Origin of the sequence: Azospirillum agricola, assembly GCF_017876095.1 — a bacterium.
In the GTDB taxonomy this organism is placed as follows: domain Bacteria; phylum Pseudomonadota; class Alphaproteobacteria; order Azospirillales; family Azospirillaceae; genus Azospirillum; species Azospirillum agricola.
Genome location: NZ_JAGINM010000008.1, coordinates 110,707 through 127,460, shown reverse-complemented (window position 1 = coordinate 127,460; position 16,754 = coordinate 110,707). Strand labels below are relative to the sequence as shown.

Annotated in this window: 14 protein-coding genes; 6 read left to right on the top strand and 8 right to left on the bottom strand. The window is 71.6% G+C overall.

The annotated features are described in order from the left end of the window. The first annotated feature begins 83 nt into the window (after positions 1-83). The 4 genes from J2847_RS13915 to J2847_RS13900 are packed head-to-tail and all read left to right on the top strand — an operon-like array spanning position 84 to position 5,642. Positions 84-2,384, top strand: a complete 2,301-nt coding sequence (locus J2847_RS13915) for a TonB-dependent receptor family protein (protein ID WP_209779535.1) — start codon at positions 84-86, stop codon at positions 2,382-2,384. A 5-nt stretch (positions 2,385-2,389) separates the two neighbouring features. After that, complete coding sequence (locus J2847_RS13910; protein ID WP_209779534.1) at positions 2,390-3,169, top strand: ABC transporter ATP-binding protein; 780 nt, start codon at positions 2,390-2,392, stop codon at positions 3,167-3,169. Further along, on the top strand, positions 3,166-4,392 hold the full coding sequence (locus J2847_RS13905; RefSeq protein ID WP_233474512.1) for an NnrS family protein: 1,227 nt from the start codon (positions 3,166-3,168) through the stop codon (positions 4,390-4,392). The genes J2847_RS13910 and J2847_RS13905 overlap by 4 nt, the downstream gene beginning before the upstream one ends. Beyond that, complete coding sequence (locus J2847_RS13900) at positions 4,386-5,642, top strand: NnrS family protein (protein ID WP_233474511.1); 1,257 nt, start codon at positions 4,386-4,388, stop codon at positions 5,640-5,642. Before J2847_RS13905 ends, J2847_RS13900 begins: the two co-directional genes overlap by 7 nt. A 4-nt stretch (positions 5,643-5,646) precedes the next feature. Here the strand turns inward: J2847_RS13900 and J2847_RS13895 are convergent, their stop codons facing one another. From J2847_RS13895 to J2847_RS13860, 8 genes are all read right to left on the bottom strand, one after another. After that, entirely contained in the window at positions 5,647-5,817 is a 171-nt protein-coding gene (locus J2847_RS13895) for a twin-arginine translocase TatA/TatE family subunit (RefSeq protein ID WP_411800578.1), read from the bottom strand. Between the two features lie 23 nt (positions 5,818-5,840). Further along, positions 5,841-6,851 (bottom strand): FAD:protein FMN transferase, encoded by a 1,011-nt coding sequence (locus J2847_RS13890; protein WP_233474510.1) that lies wholly within the window; start codon positions 6,849-6,851, stop codon positions 5,841-5,843. Then, a complete protein-coding gene (locus tag J2847_RS13885; RefSeq protein WP_209779533.1) occupies positions 6,851-7,456 on the bottom strand; it encodes a nitrous oxide reductase accessory protein NosL in 606 nt (201 codons plus the stop codon). Before J2847_RS13885 ends, J2847_RS13890 begins: the two co-directional genes overlap by 1 nt. After that, on the bottom strand, positions 7,456-8,286 hold the full coding sequence (locus J2847_RS13880; protein WP_209779532.1) for an ABC transporter permease: 831 nt from the start codon (positions 8,284-8,286) through the stop codon (positions 7,456-7,458). The genes J2847_RS13885 and J2847_RS13880 overlap by 1 nt, the downstream gene beginning before the upstream one ends. Then, the gene (locus tag J2847_RS13875) at positions 8,283-9,242 is read right to left on the bottom strand and encodes an ABC transporter ATP-binding protein (RefSeq protein WP_209779531.1); all 960 of its coding nucleotides are present in this window, start codon (positions 9,240-9,242) and stop codon (positions 8,283-8,285) included. Before J2847_RS13875 ends, J2847_RS13880 begins: the two co-directional genes overlap by 4 nt. Further along, complete coding sequence (locus J2847_RS13870) at positions 9,239-10,600, bottom strand: nitrous oxide reductase family maturation protein NosD (protein WP_209779530.1); 1,362 nt, start codon at positions 10,598-10,600, stop codon at positions 9,239-9,241. Before J2847_RS13870 ends, J2847_RS13875 begins: the two co-directional genes overlap by 4 nt. 151 nt (positions 10,601-10,751) lie before the next feature. Then, complete coding sequence (gene nosZ, locus J2847_RS13865; RefSeq protein WP_209779529.1) at positions 10,752-12,698, bottom strand: TAT-dependent nitrous-oxide reductase; 1,947 nt, start codon at positions 12,696-12,698, stop codon at positions 10,752-10,754. A gap of 73 nt (positions 12,699-12,771) precedes the next feature. Then, positions 12,772-15,105 (bottom strand): NosR/NirI family protein, encoded by a 2,334-nt coding sequence (locus tag J2847_RS13860; protein ID WP_209779528.1) that lies wholly within the window; start codon positions 15,103-15,105, stop codon positions 12,772-12,774. A 180-nt stretch (positions 15,106-15,285) separates the two neighbouring features. On the opposite strand from J2847_RS13860, the gene J2847_RS13855 reads away from it, so the two are divergent. Together J2847_RS13855 and mog are read left to right on the top strand one after the other, a co-directional pair. Beyond that, positions 15,286-16,194, top strand: a complete 909-nt coding sequence (locus J2847_RS13855; protein WP_209779527.1) for a ferritin-like domain-containing protein — start codon at positions 15,286-15,288, stop codon at positions 16,192-16,194. A 13-nt stretch (positions 16,195-16,207) separates the two neighbouring features. Next, positions 16,208-16,753 (top strand): molybdopterin adenylyltransferase, encoded by a 546-nt coding sequence (gene mog, locus J2847_RS13850; protein WP_209779526.1) that lies wholly within the window; start codon positions 16,208-16,210, stop codon positions 16,751-16,753. Position 16,754: the final 1 nt, after the last annotated feature.

The window sequence follows — 16,754 nt, the reverse complement described above, 5'->3', positions numbered from 1 at the left end:
GCGCCGACCGCACCGGCTAACATACGAATGAGTATCATTCGCATCAACGCCGGCAAACGGCCGTTTCGGGGGATTCCAGCATCATGACTATACGGGCGCACAGCGGGGGGCACAGCAGCCGGAAGCCGCAAGGCGGCAGGACAACCGCCGGCCGGAAAGCCGCCGGGACGGCGCTGGCCGGTCTGGCCGCCGCCGCGTCGCTCGCCGTCCTGGCGCCGCCGCAGGCCGCCCATGCCCAGTCGGCGGCTCCGGGCGCCGCCGTCGTCCTCGCCCCCGTCACCGTCGAGGGCCGGGCCAGCGCGGAAGCCGTCGCCCGCAAGCGTCTGGAGGCCATCCCCGGCGGCACCGGGCTGGTGGTGGAGGAGGATCTGGCCGGCAAGGCCAACGTCACCGTCTCCGACGCGCTGGCCGGGGTGCCGGGCGTCGTGGTGCAGAACTTCTTCGGCGGCAACGACCAGCCGCGCATCCAGATCCGCGGCTCCGGCCTCCAGCAGAATCCCGTCGAGCGCGGCATCCTCGCCTTGCAGAACGGCCTGCCGCTGAACCGCGCCGACGGCTCCTACATCGTCGGGCTGGCCAACCCGCGCCAGGCCGAGATCACCGAGATTTATCGCGGCTACACCGCCAACCGGCTGGGCGCCAGCGTGCTGGGCGGGGCGATCAATTTCGTCTCCCCCACCGGCTCGTCGGCCCCGGGATTCCTGCTGGGCGTCGAGGGTGGCAGCTTCGGCCAGTTGAACAGCACCGCCCAGGCCGGCGGCCGCGCCGGCACGCTGGACGGGCTGATCCAGCTCCAGCGCAGCCGGCGCGACGGTTTCCGCGATTACAACAGCTCCGAGCGCACCGGAATCGACGCCAACGCCGGCGCCGAACTGACGGAGAACGTCACCACCCGCTTCTTCGCCGGCTACACCGACCTGTCCTTCGACGTCGCCGGCCCGCTGACCAAGTCGCTGCTGAAGTCGAATCCGGAGCGCGTCTTCACCGGCCCGACATTGGTCAACGGCGTCGCCACCAACCCCGGCCCCAACGTCGTCCGCGACCGGCCGCGGCGCGAGGCCAGGCAGTTCCGCGTCGGCAACCGCACCACCGCCACCTTCGGCCCGCACCTGATCGATCTGGCGCTCGGCTACACCCACACCGACGACACGTTCCGCTTCCCGATCTCGTCGGGCATCCGCAAGACCGAGGGCGGCGACGTCACCGCCGTCGCCCGCTACGCCTACAGCCCCGATCCGAGCCAGCCGCTGCCGCTGTTCGAGACGACGCTGCGCTACGTCGTCGGCTCGGCCGACCGCGAGGACTATCTGAACAACGCCGGCAGGCAGGGCGCGCTGTTCGGGCGCAGCAGGCTGGACGCCACCACGCTGGCGATCCACAGCGGCCTCAACCTGCCGGTCGGCGCCGACGTCACCCTGTCGCCGGGCCTGACCATCGCCCACGCCACCCGCAAGAACGAGGACCGCTTTGGCGCCGCGCGGCGGCCGACCATCGCCTTCAACCCGGCCAACCCGTCGGTGGCGCTGCCCGCCGGCTCGATCCCGGCCGGCAACACCAGCTACGACCGCGGCTACGACGGCTTCAGCCCGAGCCTCGGCGTGAGCTGGAAGCCGCTGCCGGACCACACGCTGTTCGCCGCCGTCAGCCGCAGCTTCGAGCCGCCGACCCACGACGACCTGATCGCCACCGTCAACGGCACCCCCAACAGCAGCGCCGGCCGCCCCAACCCGCCGCAGCCCGCCTTCGTCTCCAGCGCCTTCCGCACCCCCGACCTGAAGGCGCAGACGGCGACCACCGTCGAGGCCGGCTGGCGTGGCCGGCTGGGTCCCCTCGCGGTCGATGCCGGGACCTATTATTCCTGGGTGAGGAACGAGCTGTTGAGCCTGCGCGACGTCACCGGCGCCTCGCTGGGCGCGGTCAACGCCGACGAGACCCGGCATCTCGGCGCCGAGCTGGGGCTGTCGGCCAGCCTGACCGACAGCCTGAGCGGCCGGGTCGCCTACAGCTTCCAGGATTTCCGTTTCCACGACGACCCGGTGCGCGGCGACAACCGGCTGGCCGGCGCGCCGCGCCACGTCATCAACGCCACCGCCCGCTACGCCATCACGCCGGCCCTCGCCGTGCAGGCGGAGGTCGACTGGTACCCCGGCAAGACGCCGGTGGACAACATGAACAGCGTTTACACCGACGGCTACGCCACCGTCGACCTGCGCGCCACCTACGACGTCACCGATCATGTCAGCGTCTATGGCGAGGCGCGCAACATCTTCGACAAGACCTACGCCTCCTCCACCCTGATCGTCGATCAGGCCTCCCCCACCCAGGCGGTCTATCTGCCGGGCGACGGGCGGGCCATCTACGCCGGCCTGAAAGCAAGGTTCTGACCGCCATGACCAACGCCGCCACCCTCTCCGACCCCGATCCGTCCCTGAGCCTGTCCGGCGTCGGCCACGCCTATCTCGGGCGCACCGTGCTGGACGGGATCGACCTCAGCCTCGCGGCCGGGGAGGTGGTGGCGCTGGTCGGCCCGTCGGGCTGCGGCAAGAGCACGCTGGTCCACATCGCCGCCGGGGTGGTCGAGCCGTCGCGCGGCCGCATCGCCCGGCGCTACCGGCGCCACGGCATGGTGTTCCAGGACCCGCGCCTGCTGCCCTGGGCGACGGCGCGGGCCAACATCGCCTACCCGCTGCGGCTGCTCGGCCTGCCCCGGCGCGAGCGGCGCGAACGGGCCGAGGAGGCCGCCCGCCGGGTGGCGCTCGACCTCGCCGACCTCGACAAGTTCCCGGTCGAGCTGTCGGGCGGGATGCGCCAGCGCACCGCCATCGCGCGGGCGCTGGCGGTCGATCCCGACCTGATCTATTTCGACGAGCCCTTCACCGCCCTCGACGTCGCGCTCAAGCGCCGCATGCAGGATCTGGTGATCGCGGCCTCGCGCGCGGCCCGCTTCGGCGCCCTGTTCATCACCCACGACCTGATGGAGGCGGTGCGCATCGCCCACCGCGTCGCCGTGATGGATTCGCACGGGCGCGGCATCGCCGGGGAACGCCCGGTTCCGGGCGAGCCCGGCGGGCGCGACGACGCCGGGCTGTACCGGCTGGTCGCCGGCCTGCTGGCCGACGACCCGTTGTTCCGCCACATCCACGACGTCGACGAAAGGCGGTTGCCATGACCGCGCCGGCCATGTTGCAGACCCACCCCCGCACAGCCCCCGGCCTCGCCCGCATCCTCGGCGACGAGGGGCTGCGGCTGTTCTTCCCGCTGGCCGCCCTGCACGCCGCCCTGTGGCCGCTGCTGTGGGCGGTGGTCAACGGCTTCGACCTGCCCTTCGCCACCGCGATCCCCCCCGGCCTGTGGCACGCGCACGAGATGATCCTCGGCTCCTTCGGCGCGGCGCTGATCGGCTTCATCACCACGGCGGTTCCCGAATGGACCGACAGCCGGCGGCTCCGAGGCCGCGCGCTCTACGCGCTGGCCGGGCTGTGGGCGACCGGGCGGGTCGTCGGGCTGTTCGGCGCCGACGCGCTGGCCTGGGTCGCCGCCATCGCCGACACGGCGTGGCTCGTCGCCCTGCCGCTCTACGTCGCCGCCGTGTCCTGGCGCAAGCGCTCGACCCGGCAGCTCGGCGTGCTGTTCTGGCTGGGCTCCCTCGCGGCGGCCGGCAGCGCCGCCAACATCGGGATGGCGCTCGGCGACGCCGACATGGCGCGGACATGGCTGCACGCCGCCGGGCTTGTCTTCCTCGGGCTGCTCGGCCTCGTGCTGGCGCGCGTCACGGTGCCGGTCACGAACCTCGTGCTCGACCCCAGCGAGGCGAGTTCGCCCTACCGGCCGCATCCGGGGCGCCTGAACCTCGCCCCCGGCCTCGTCGCCGTCGCGGTGGCCGGGGATCTCGCCGGGCTGTCGCCGGCGGTCAGCGCCTATCTGACCATCGCCGCCGGGGCCGCCTTCCTCGACCGCGTCGCCGAGGCCTTCGTCGGCCGCGAGATCCTGCGCGCCGAGATCCTGGCGCTCGCCGGGTCGAGCCTGCTGGCTGGAAGCGGGCTGCTGCTGGTCGGCGCCGCGCGGCTGGGCGCGCCCTTCCCCGAGACGCCGGCCCTGCATCTGGCGCTGATGGGCGGGCTCGGGCTCGGCGTGCTGGCGGTCTTCGCCATCGCCGGGCTGTTCCACACCGGACGGACCCTCCCCGTGCCGGCGGCGGCGCGTCATGCCTTCCTGATGCTGGTGGCGGCGGCGCTGCTGCGGGTGTTGCCGGATCTGGGCATCCTGCCGCCGTCCCCCGGCCCGCCGCACGCGCTGGCGGCGCTGCTGTGGGCGGGGGCCTTCCTGCTCTGGCTGAAAGCCTACTGGCCCTTCCTGTCGACACCGCGCCTGGGGGACAGCGACCGATGCTGAACAAGCTCAAGAATCCGGTCAAGCCGACCACCCCCAAGCCCACCACCCCCAAACCCACCACCATGGAGCGCTCCCGCGACTGGCGGGGACCGGCCATCCTCAGCTTCGGCTTCCGCCCCTTCTTCCTGTTCGGGGCGCTCTACGCCGCCGGGCTGATCGCCGTCTGGGTGCCCTGGTTCCTCGGCCTCGTCAGCCTGCCGACGGACTGGCCGCCGGTCGCTTGGCACGCCCACGAGCTGCTGTTCGGCTATGTGCCGGCGATCGTCGCCGGTTTCCTGATGACGGCGGTGCCGAACTGGACCGGGCGGCTGCCGGTGGTCGGCTGGCCGCTCGCCGCCCTGTTCGCCGCGTGGCTGGCCGGGCGGCTCGGCATGGCGGCGTCGGCGGAGCTCGGGCCGCTGGCGACCGCGCTGGCGACCCTGCTGTTCCCGGTGGCGCTGGCCGCCGTCTTCGGGCGGGAGATCGTCGCCGGGCGGAACCATCGGAACCTGAAGGTTCTCGGCGTGCTCGCCGCGCTGATGGCTGCGCAGGGCCTGTTCCATTGGGAGGTCGAACGCTACGGCCACAGCGCCCTTGGGGCCCGGCTGGCGGTGGCGACGACGGTGACGCTGATCATGCTGGTCGGCGGGCGGATCATCCCGAGCTTCACCGGCAACTGGCTGAAGAAGCAGGGGGCCGCCCGGCTGCCGGCGCCCTTCTCGCTGTACGACAGGCTGGCGACCGGGCTTGCCGTGCTCGCCCTGGCCGGATGGGTGCTGCGGGATGGGGTGGGGTTCGACGCCCGCCTCGCCGGTCTCCCGCTGCTCGCCGCCGGGATCGCGCAAGGAGTGCGGCTGGTGCGCTGGCTGCCGCACCGCACGCTGGGCGAACCGCTGGTGCTGGTGCTGCACGGCGCCTACGCCTTCGTGCCGGCCGGCTTCCTGCTCGCCGGCTGGGCGGCGCTGGCCGGCGGCCCGGCGCAGGACGCGGCGGCGCTGCACGCCTGGACGGCGGGCGCCGTCGGCGGCATGACGCTGGCGGTGATGACCCGCGCCACGCTCGGGCACACCGGACGGCCGCTCGCCGCCTCCTGGCCGACCATCGTCATCCACGCGGCGGTCGGGGTGGCGGCGGTCGCCCGCGTCGCCCTGGCCCTGGCCCCGCAGGAGACCATGCGGCTGATGCCGCTGGCCGGCGGTGCCTGGGTCGTCGCCTTTCTGGGATTCGGGGTGGTCTACGGCCGGATGCTGGCGACGCCGCGGCGGGGGTGACGCTTCAGGACAGCGCCTTGCCCGGCGGCTCGTCCTCATCCTTCAGGCCGCTCTTGAAGGACTTCACGCCCTTGGCGAGGTCGCCCATCACGCTCGGCAGCTTGCCGGCGCCGAACAGCAGCAGGACCAGCACCAGCACGACCATCCAGTGCATCAGGCTGAAACTTCCCATCATCGTCTCCAGTGGTTCGAAGGAGGTCAGGCCGCCAGCCGCAGCACGCCGCCGTCGGGACGGGTCAGGCGGGCGGTCACGCCGGGAAAGCCGGCCAGCAGGGTCTCGGCCTTGCCGGCGGGGAGGATCGACAGCGCGGTCGACAGCGCGTCCGCCGTGGTGGCGTCGGCGGCGACCACCGTGACCGCCGACCAATGCGCGGCGCTGCGGCCGGTGGCCGGGTCGAACAGGTGGGAGAAGCGCCCGGCGGCGTCGAAGCGCGTGCCGTAGCCGCCGGAGGTGGCGACCGCCCGGTCGGCGATCTCCAGCGTCTCAGACAGGCGGGACTCGTCGGCCGGATCCTTCAGGCCGACGCGCCAGGGCCGTCCGTCCGGACGGGATCCGAGCGCGCGGATCTCGCCGAGATCGACCATCACCCGGTCCATCCCCTGCCGGCGCAGCAGCTCGCCCACCCGGTCGGTGACGTAGCCCTGGGCGATGCCGTTCAGCGTCGCCGCCATGCCGCCACGGGCGAAGGCGACGCGCTCCGGCGACACGCGCAGGCCGCGCCAATCCACCAGCCCGCGCGCCGCCGCCACCGCCGCTTCCGGCGGACCGGCCGGATCGGCGCCGGGCCGTCCGAAATGCGCGGCGTGGAGCTGCCAGAGCGGCTGCACCGTCACGTCGAAGGCACCGTCCGTCCGCCGCCCGAAGGCGACCGCCTCGGACAGCAGCCGCAGCAGGTCGCCCGGCGGCTCGGCCAGCGAACCGTCGCGGTTCAGCCGGCGCAGCGCCGAATCCGGCCGGTAGAGGCTGAACAGCCGCTCCAGCCGCGCGACCTCCTCCAGGCACAGGCCGATCAGCCGGTCGGCCTCGGCCGGGTCGGGATGGGCGAGCTGGATGCAGGCGTCCGCCCCCAGCGCCACGCCGGTCCAGCTCCGCATCACAGGCTCGGCCGCGCGCAGCCGCCCCGGCAGCAGGGCGGTGCCGGCCAGCGCCGCGCCGATGGTCAGGAAACGGCGGCGGGTCGCCGGTGCCGCCAGGACGGTACCCGTCATCACATCGCCCCCTTCGCGCCGTGCCCGCCGTGCGCCCCGCCGTGCACCCCGTCATGCGCCCCGTGCTCGGGCGGCGGAACGGCCCCCGGCTCCGGCGGCTGGCCGGGCATGAGGATCTCCTCCTCGGTCAGCTCGGCGAAACGCTTCACCGTGCCGCCGTTGGCGGCGGCGAAGCGGCGGGCGGCGGCCTCCTCGCCGAAGGGCAGGGTCTCGGCCTCTCCCATGCCGCCGGTGCGGCCGCTGTTCAGCACGTACCAGGCCTGCCGCGCCTCGACCCAGGCCGACAGGTCGGGCCTGTCCGGGTCGGCGGCGCGGGCGAGGTCGGTGACGTAGACGGCGCGGTAGTCCTTCGGCTCCTCCGGCAGGGCGGTGAAGGCCAGCGTGTCGCGCACCGACGACAGCCAGACCGGCTTGTCGCTGCCCTTGAGGATCACCTGCCCCTTCGGCCCGGCATGGTCGGCGAGGTTCATGCCGCAATAGCGCCCCACCGCATCGGCGGCGATGGCGTGGGGCGGCGGCGGGGCCTCCGCCTTCTCCTGTTTGCAGGCGGACAGCGGCATCAGCAGCGCCGCCGCCAGCAGCGTGGTCTTGAGGATGGTCCGCATCAGATTTGCTTTCTTGAAAAGAGCAGGACCGCCAGCCCCAGCGGCGCCGCCACCCAGGCGGCCAGCACGCCGAGCAGCACCCCGCCCGAGACCTGCACCTGCGAGGCCAGCCCGGCGGTTCCCGCCAGCAGGCTGACGTTCTTGAAGCCGGTCAGGTTGAACAGCCGGTAGGCGTCGGCCGGGTTGGCGAGCAGCAGCGCGTTCAGCAGCTCGGCGTTCACCGTCTTGCCGCCGTCGGCGACCAGCAGCCCGAGCAGCCCCATGTCGTAGAGCAGGACGAAGCCGAGCCAGAGCGCCACCGCGATGCCGGCCGCCGTCCCACGGTCGCGCACCAGCGTCGAGGCGAGGTAGCCGAGCGCGGTGAAGGCCGCCCCCAGCAGCACGCTCGATCCGATCATGGCGCCGTAGGCCTGCCAGCTCTCCGGCCCGACCGCCGCCCCGCTCCAGGCCAGCGCCGCCCCGGCGGAGCCGTAGCCGAGCACCGTGGCGAAGGCGATGATCGCCGCGTGGCCGAGGAACTTGCCGAGCAGCACCTGCCAGCGCGCCACCGGGTAGGAGAGCAGCAGCGTCATGGTGCCCCGGTCGATCTCGCCGACCACCGCGTCGAAGGACAGCAGCAGCGCGATCAGCGGCAGCAGGAAGATGGTCAGGCTCGACAGGCTGACGATGGTGACCTCGATCCGGCCGACGCCGACCGTGCCGGTGGGCGCGGCGCCGAGGAAGCTCAGCGTCAGGGCGAGCGCCGCCATCAGCAGCGTGGTGGCGACGACCCAGCGGTTGCGAAAGGCCTCGCGGATTTCCTTGGCGGCGATGATGAGGAGCGTGGTCATTCGGCGGCCTCCGCCAGGCTGTCCGGCCCCAGCGCATCGGGCCGGCGCAGGAAATGGGCGTACATCTCGTCCAGGCTCGGCTGCACGATCTCGATGTCGCGCACCGCCGGCCCGTCGCAGGCGATGCGGCGGACCAGCCCGACCTTGTCGTCGTTGGCGCAGGCCAGCTCGACCACGCCGCCGGCCAGACGGGTCAGCGCCGCCCCCTCGCCGATCCGGCGGGCGAGGCCGTCGACATCGCCGTCGGCCAGGGTCAGGCGGATGCGCACCGGCAGCCGCGCCAGCCCGCGCAGCGTGGCGAGCGAGCCGTCGGCGACCTTGCGGCCCCGGCTCATCACCACGACGCGGTCGGCCTGCCCCTCCAGTTCGGTCAGGGCGTGGCTGCACAGCAGCACGGTGGTGCCGGCGTCGCGCAGGTCGGCAACGATCTCGTAGAAGCTCTGGCGCAGCGCCGGGTCGAGGCCGGTCGTCGGCTCGTCGAGGAACAGCACCCTCGGCCCGCCGAGCAGCGCCTGCGCCAGCGCAAGCCGTTGCCGCATCCCCTTGGAATAGGTGCCGACGCGGCGCGCCACGGCGGCGGGCTCCAACCCGACGCGCTCGAACAAAGCCGGGTTGCCGGCGGTCGCGACACCCTTCAGCCGGGCGTAGAAGTCCAGCGTCTCGCGCCCGGTTATGCTGGGGTGGAAGGCGACGTTCTCCGGCAGGAAGCCGACCTGGCGGCGGATGGCGGAGGCGGCGGCGCTCGCCGGGTCGCCGCCGAGCACGGTCAGGCGCCCCTCGGTCGGCGTGGTCAGCCCGAGCATCAGCTTGATCAGCGAGCTCTTGCCGGCGCCGTTGTGGCCGACCATCGCCACGCATTCGCCGGGCATCAGCGCCAGATCGACGCCGCGCACCGCGTATTGCTCGCCGTAGCGCTTGGAGACGCCCTCCACCCTGATGGTGGGTTCCTTGCTCATGGTGCGGTCCTTTCGGCCAGTTGCGGCCCGGCGGGGGGCGCCATCAGGGGCGCCGAATCGATCACGCCGCCGGGGTGCAGGGCGGGGAACTGCTTCTGCGCCCAGCGGATCACCTGCATGCCGGGGCTGTTCATCAGCAGCTTGGCCGCCGGGTAGGCCCACATGACGCGGTCCACCACGTCGTTCGGCCGGTAGGCCTCGTCGGCGATGCCGTCGCCGTTCAGGTCGAAGGCGGCGTTGTCGCTCCAATAGTTGCCGCGCCCCTTCTCCGACCAGTCGAGCGAGCGGGTGCCGACATACTTGACCTGGGTGCGGTTGCCGACGAAGGCGTTGCCGGTCATCGCGTTGCGCTCCGACCCGGCGGTGAAGTGGACGCCGATCTCGCAGCCGTCGAAACGGTTGCCGACGAAGCGGTTCTTGTTGGCGTTGTAGATGAAGACGCATTTCCAGGTGCCGCTGCGCAGCCGGTCGCTCATCGCCTCGCTGTCGCGCGGGATGTCGCTGTCGGGCAGCGCCTCGCCGCTGTCGGAGGTGGCGCCGGCGAAGCGGCCCTGCACGCTGTTGCCCTCGATCACCGAGCCGTTGGCGGCGTTCAGCAGCATTCCATGCTCGCGGTCGGCGACCGAGCGGTTGTTCCGGATCGTCAGCCTGTTCGAGTACATGATCGCGTAGCCGATGTTGTTGCCGAGCGAGACGTTGCCCGACACCTCGGAATCATCCGTGTACATGTAGTGGACGGCGAAGCGGACCCGCTCGAAACGGTTCCCGGCGAAGACGTTCCGGCGCGAGGTGGTGGTGAAGATGCCGTCGCGCCCGTCCCGCACGCTGTTGTCGAGGACCTTCGCGCCCGGCGCGTTCCAGATCTGGATGCCGTTGCCGCGCTCCGACACGCGCAGGTCGGTGCGGCCGGCGACGTCGTTGCGGCGGACGAGGCTCTCGTCGGCGCCCCAGACATAGATCCCGATCAGGTTGTCGCGCAGCCGGTTGTCCTCGACCACCGCCCGCTTGGCCGCCTTGCCGAGGAAGATGCCGGCGTTCTGCTCGAACAGGCTGAGGCCGGAGTTGCGGACCTCGACGCCGCGCACGGCGACGTCGGGGGCGAGCACGGTCAGCACGCTGCCCCGCCCGCCGCCGTCGATCACCGCGCCCGGCTCGCCCTCCAGCGTCACGCTGGTGGAGACCGTCACCGGGCCGGGATGGACGCCGGGCGCCAGCCGCAGCGTGTCGCCGGGTTGCGCGGCGGCGAGCGCCGCCTCCAGCCCGCCCGGCGGCACCGCGACGGTCGCGGCCAGGGCCGGGCCGCAGAGCGCGGCAACGGCAGCGGTGGCGGCGATCGGCAGGGTGAGACGGAGAAGCATGGCGTGACCTATCGTCGGCTGTCCCCCTCTCCCGCCCCGGGAGAGGGTGGCCCGCAGGGCCGGGTGAGGGGCGAGCGGGACATGGATTTCGTTCCACGCCCGACAGCCCCTCACCCTTCCCTCTCCCGGGGCGGGAGAGGGAGGGTTCACATCAGGTGCTGCGCGGCTCGACGAGCATGCGGCCACCCATCTCCATGTGCAGGGCGTGGCAGAACCACTGGCAATAGTACCAGTGCACGCCGGGACGGTCGGCCGTGAAGGTCACCGACGCGGTCTGCTGCGGCCCGATCTCCATGCACACACCATGGTTGGTCATGGTGAAGCCGTGCGTCAGGTCGTCCACATCGTCCATGTTGGAGATGAAGACCGTCACCTCGTCGCCTTGGCGGACCTTGAATTCCTCCAGGCCGAAGGCGGGCGCCCGGCTCCACATGTAGACGCGGACCTTGTTGCCGTCGCGGATCACCTTGGCGTCGTTGTCGAGATCGACCCCGTCCTTCTTCGCCTGCTGGCGGGCGTCCTCCCACATCGGGTCGTCGCGGGTGTAGACGCTCTTCGGGTTCACTTTGGAGCGGTGGACGATCAGCGTGTCGTGCGGCTCGGCGAAGGTGGGGCCGTCATGCACCAGCTTCATCTCGTCGCCCGAGATGTCGATGAGCTGGTCGTTCTCCGGCTTCAGCGGGCCGACGTTGAGGAAGCGGTCCTTGGAGAACTTGTTCAGCACGATCAGCCACTTGCCGTCGGCCTCCTTGGTCTGCCCCATGGAGCTGTGCAGGTGGCCCGGCTGGTAGTGGACGTCGAGCTTCTGGATGATGGGATCGACCTTCTCGCCCTTGAAGGCGCGGACCGCCTTGTCGATGTTCCACTTCACCACCTGGCTGTCGAGGAACAGGGTGGTGTAGGCGTTGCCGCGCCCGTCATAGGCGGTGTGGAGCGGACCCAGGCCGACCTGCGGCTCGGCGACGATGACGTCGCGCGGCTTGATCTTGTCGTCGAACAGATCGTCGAGCTTGCGCACGTCCATGACCGAGACGGTCGGCGACAGCTTGCCGTTGATGGTGACGTGGATGCCGTCGGGCGCGGTGTTGACGCCGTGCGGGCTGTTGGGGATCGGGATGTAGCGGGTGTAGGGGGTGCCGTGACGGCCGTCCACCACGGGGACGCCGTTGTGCATCTCGACCTTGCCGGCCTTCACCGCCTCCTCGATGCGCTTGATGTTGAAGACGACCAGCCAATCCTGCTCGTTGCCGGTCATCTCGGCGGTGGTGACGCCCTCCTCCGAGTTGTAGCAGGTCGAGAAGACGTATTTGCCCTGGTAGTCGGCGTCGGTGTTGTCGAGGTTGCCGTCCACCCGCACCTGCCACGCCACCTTCATCGCGTCGCCGTCGATGGCCGTGAAGTGCGAGCGGTAGCTCTTGGGTTCGTCGAGGATCTTGCCGTCGTTGGGCGTCGGCACCCGCTGCTCGCCGTTGCAGAAGACGTAGCCGGTGCGCGGGTACTTCTGGAGGCGCAGGCCGTGGATGCCCGAGGCGTTCGGGATCTCGATGATCGTGTCGGCCTTCATGATGTCGCAGCGGATGCGCACGACCCGCGAGTTCGCCTTGTCGTTGGCGAAGATGTAGCGCCCGTCGTAGGTCCCGTCGGTGAAGGACATGTGCGGGTGGTGCAGGTCGCCGTTGAAATACTCGCCGCCGCGCGTCTCCAGGAACTTCTTCGTCTCGGGAGTCTGGTGGGCCAGCAGGATCTTGCGGCTCTCGTTGGTCAGGCCCCAGCCGGTGGCCGAGCAGCGGTTGAACACCGGGATGCGCATCAGCTCGCGCATCGACGGCGCGCCCATGATGCGGACCTCGCCGGAATGGCCGCCGGAGTGGAACACGTAATACTCGTCGAGATCGCCCGGCTTCACCTCGTAGACCTGCTTGCCGGGGGCGGCGGTCGCCGCCTGGGCCGGGGCGGCGCCCATCAGCGAACCGCCGCCGATCGCGGCACCACCGGCGGCGCCCGCCAGCCCGGCCAGCGCCGCGACCTTCGCGGTGCCGCCCAGCAGATCGCGCCGGTTCACGGCGCCCAACACCGGTTTGGCCTTCTCGTCCGTCATGTCCTTCTCCGTTCTTGGCCCCGTCGCGGGGGCTTTCCCGGCCGGGAGGCCGGGTGTTGGTTGGTCCGTTTCTTCAGGGCCGGGCGGTAAGCCGCCCGGTCGCGGGGTCGCTGGTCAGCACCGGCGCGCGCGGCGCGGCCTCGGCCGTGGCGCTCGCCTCGCGGCGCTCCCGCTTCAGGCGCTTCTGGATCACCACCGGGCATTTGCGGTCGTGGTGGTAGAGCACCTGGCAGTGGAGGCACTGGATGCATTCGTTGGGGTTGATCGATCCGTCGGGGTGGATCGCCTGCACCGGGCATTCGTTGGCGCAGCGCCGGCACGGGCTGCCGCATTCGCTGTAGCGCTTCAGCCAGTCGAACATCCGCATCCGGCCGGGGATCGCCAGAGCCGCGCCCAGCGGGCAGAGGTAGCGGCAGAAGAAGCGCTCGACGAACAGCCCGGCGGCGAGCAGCGCCACGGCGAACAGCACGAACCACCAGTCGCGGATGAAATGCAGGATGATGGCGGTCTTGAACGGCTCGACCTCGGCCATCCGCTCGGCCGTGGCCAGCGAATAGAAGGACAGGCCGAACAGCGCCAGGAAGACGATGTACTTGATCGGCCACAGCCGCTGGTGCAGCCCGAAGGGCACCGCGATCTGGCGGATGCCGACTTTCTTCGCCGCCTTGCTCGCCAGCTCCTGGAGCGCGCCGAACGGGCAGAGCCAGCCGCAGAAGGCGCCGCGCCCCCAGAACAGCAGCGATGCCGCCACCGAGCACCAGAGGATGAACACCAGCGGGTCCATCAGGAAATAATCCCAGCGGAAGTCGGTGCGCAGCGCGTTGGCGAAGGTCAGGACGTTGACGACCGACAGCTGGGCGTGGGCGATCCAGCCGAGCCAGACCAGCGTGAAGACCAGGAAGCCCAGCCGCAGCCGCTCGTACAGCGCCGGCCGCTTCACGATCTGGTCCTGGAAGAAGAAGATGCCGGTCAGCAGCAGGATGGCGACGCTGGTGATGGCGATGTCGACCAGCCGGTTCTCCCAGATGCGCTGCCACAGCGGCACCTCGGCCGGCTCCGCCGCCTCCGGTTCGACCGGATCGGCTGCGGCGACGGAGGACGCGGGCGCGGCGGGAGCGGCGGCAACGGCGGGGGCCGCGACCGGCTCGCTCTTCAGGTACTTGTCCGGCGGCTGGTAGCCGAGGTCGAAGGTGACGAACGCCTTGTCGAGCGCCGCCGTCGCCCGCTGCACCAGCAGTTGCAGGCGCCACGGGTCGGCCGGGTTGAACTCGGTGCCTTCCGGCAGGATGAACAGGCCGGCTTCCGGGAAATCGGGGGCTCCCGCCGCCGCGACGCCGCCCAGCCGCTTGTGCGTCTTGTCGCGGAAGCGGACGGCGCCCTCGTGCTGGATCAGCTCGAAGCGGTCGAAGATGCCGCCGCGCACATAGCCCGACCCCTTGAAGGAATAACGGCCCTGGCCGGCGACGACGATGGCGTGCTGCCCCGGCTTCAGCCGCTGGAGCATCGCCTCGTACTCCGCGTCGCCGAGCAGCGAACGGCCGATCACGGGGATGGTGGCGAGGCCGGCGTAGAGGTCGATGAAGGTCTCGTCGGCGGCGCCCGGCTCGGGGCGGGCGATGGCCTCGGGCTTGCCAGTGCGCTCGAAGGCGGCGTTGACCTCGCCGACCGTCAGGGTCAGGCGGCGGACCGAGCCGTCGCCGACCAGCGTCGCCCAATCCTCGGTGCCGGTCCTCGACGGGTCGATGCCGCGGACCACCGCCGGGGTGGCCGCCTCGGCGCCGCCCTTGCCGAGCGCCTGCATCACCTTCTTGCCGGAGCGGATGATCGAATCGCCGATCACCATCACCGTCACGGTGGCGCCCGACACGATGTCCACCGGCGGGCTTGAGACGTTTTGCCGCGCCAGCTCCAGCACGTTGCGCCCGACATAGCCATCGATGAAGCTGGTGATGCGGGCGATCGGGATGCCGACCAGCACGATCGGCTCGTGATGGTCGACCATCCTGGCGCCGGTCACGACACCGTCGGGGCTCAGGCCCACCAGCACATGGATCGGCCGGCCGGAATAGCCGGTGGTGTTCACGAAGTCGGAGGTCAGATAGGCATGGCCGACCAGCGCCGAGCCCTTGTAGACCGGCAGGATCGGCGCGTTCGCCGCCGCCGGCCCGAAGCGGTCGGCGCCGGGCACGAGGTCGCCCGGCTGCACCATGCCGATGAAGCGCTCGACGACGGCGCCGCCGCGTGGCTCCGCCGCCAGCGCCCCGCCGGTCCCGCCGCACAGCAGAAGGCCCGCGAGGCAGCCGGCGCGCAGCCGGCTCCAGAAACCCCCGGCCCTGAGAGATTTGGCCCGGAGAGATTTGGCCCGGAAACTCTTGGCCCAGAAACTTGTGGTCGAACCCGTCAGCATGAGAAGCGCCGTTCAGCGTCGTTTCCGATGTGGCCGTCCGCGTCGGAGGCGCGAGGCATTCACACTAGGGACCCGTTGAACCGGACCATCCTTGACCGCGGTCAAGTCGCTCAAAAGTTTAAACCTTTATCATTTTATGCAATCTTGCAGAGAAAATCCCCGAGGAAGGAGGTTGCGCCGATGCCGCTGCTGCACCAGGAACCGCCCGCCAGGATCGACGACCTCGACGTTCTGCTGGGCATCGCCATGGCGCTGGAAGCCGAGGCGGTGCTCCGCTACGGGCAGCTCGCCGTCCTGATGGAGCAGCGGGGGGAGGCCGACACCGCCGCCACCTTCCGCAGCCTGATGGCCGAGGAGGAGGTGCACACCACCGCCATCGGCCGCTGGGCGTCGGATCTCGGCCGCGCGGCGCCCGACGGCGGCTCCTTCCTGTGGCTGCTGCCGCCGGACATCGCCGCCTCCTGGGACGATCTGGTCGATCGCACCCGGCTGACGCCCTACCAGGCGCTGTCGCTGGCGGTGGTGAACGAACAGCGCGCCTTCGCCTTCTACAGCCACATCGCGGCGGGGACCGGCGACGACGCCGTGCGCCGCCACGCCGAATCGCTGGCGCGCGAGGAGCTGGGCCACGCCGCCCTGCTGCGGCGCGAGCGGCGCAAAGCCTTCCACCGCCAGAATGGCGCCGCCGCGAAGCCCGCCCGGGCCGACAGCCCGGCCGCGCTGGACCGGCTCGCCCACTCCCTGCTGGGCGCCGCCGCCGCCGTGCACGCCGCCCTGTCGGAGCGGCTCGCCACCGACGGGGACGCGGCCGGCGCGGCGCTTCTGGCGGAGATCGCGCGCGAGGAGGCGGCGGTGGCCGGCGACGGACCGGCCGCCCACCCTCCAACCGACACCGACACCGATACCAACACCGGCGCAACGGCCGACCCCTGGTCCGCCGCCATCGCCATCACCGAGCGGCTGGCCGAAAGCTTCGCCGACGTCGCCGCGACGGCGACCGACGAGGCGGTGCTCGGCCGCGCCCTCACGCTCCAGGAGACCAGCATCCGCCACCTCGCGCGGCTGGCGTCTCCCCATCATTCCTCCTGAAGGACAACGCAGCATGAGCATCACCCCGACCGGCCCCGTGCGGATCGGAATCGTCACCGTCTCCGACCGCGCCAGCCGGGGCGTCTACGAGGACAAGGGCGGCCCCGCCATCCGCGACGAGCTGACGCGCATCATCGCCTCCCCCTGGGTCGCCGAGGCGCGCGTCATTCCCGACGACCGCGACGGCATCGCCGCCACCCTGACGGAGCTGTGCGACGTCGCCGGCTGCGCTCTGGTCGTCACCACCGGCGGCACCGGCCCGGCCCCGCGCGACGTCACGCCGGAGGCGACCGAGCAGGTCTGCGAAAAGATGATGCCGGGCTTCGGCGAGCTGATGCGCAAGGTCAGCCTGGAGGTGGTGCCGACCGCCATCCTGTCGCGCCAGACGGCGGGGATCCGCGGCTCCAGCCTGATCGTCAACCTGCCGGGCAAGCCCTCGGCGATCCACGACTGCCTGATGGCGGTGTTCCCCGCCATCCCCTATTGCCTGGACCTGATCGGCGCCGGCCGGATCGAAACCGACCCGGCGGTCTGCCGCGCCTTCCGTCCCGGCGGCTGAG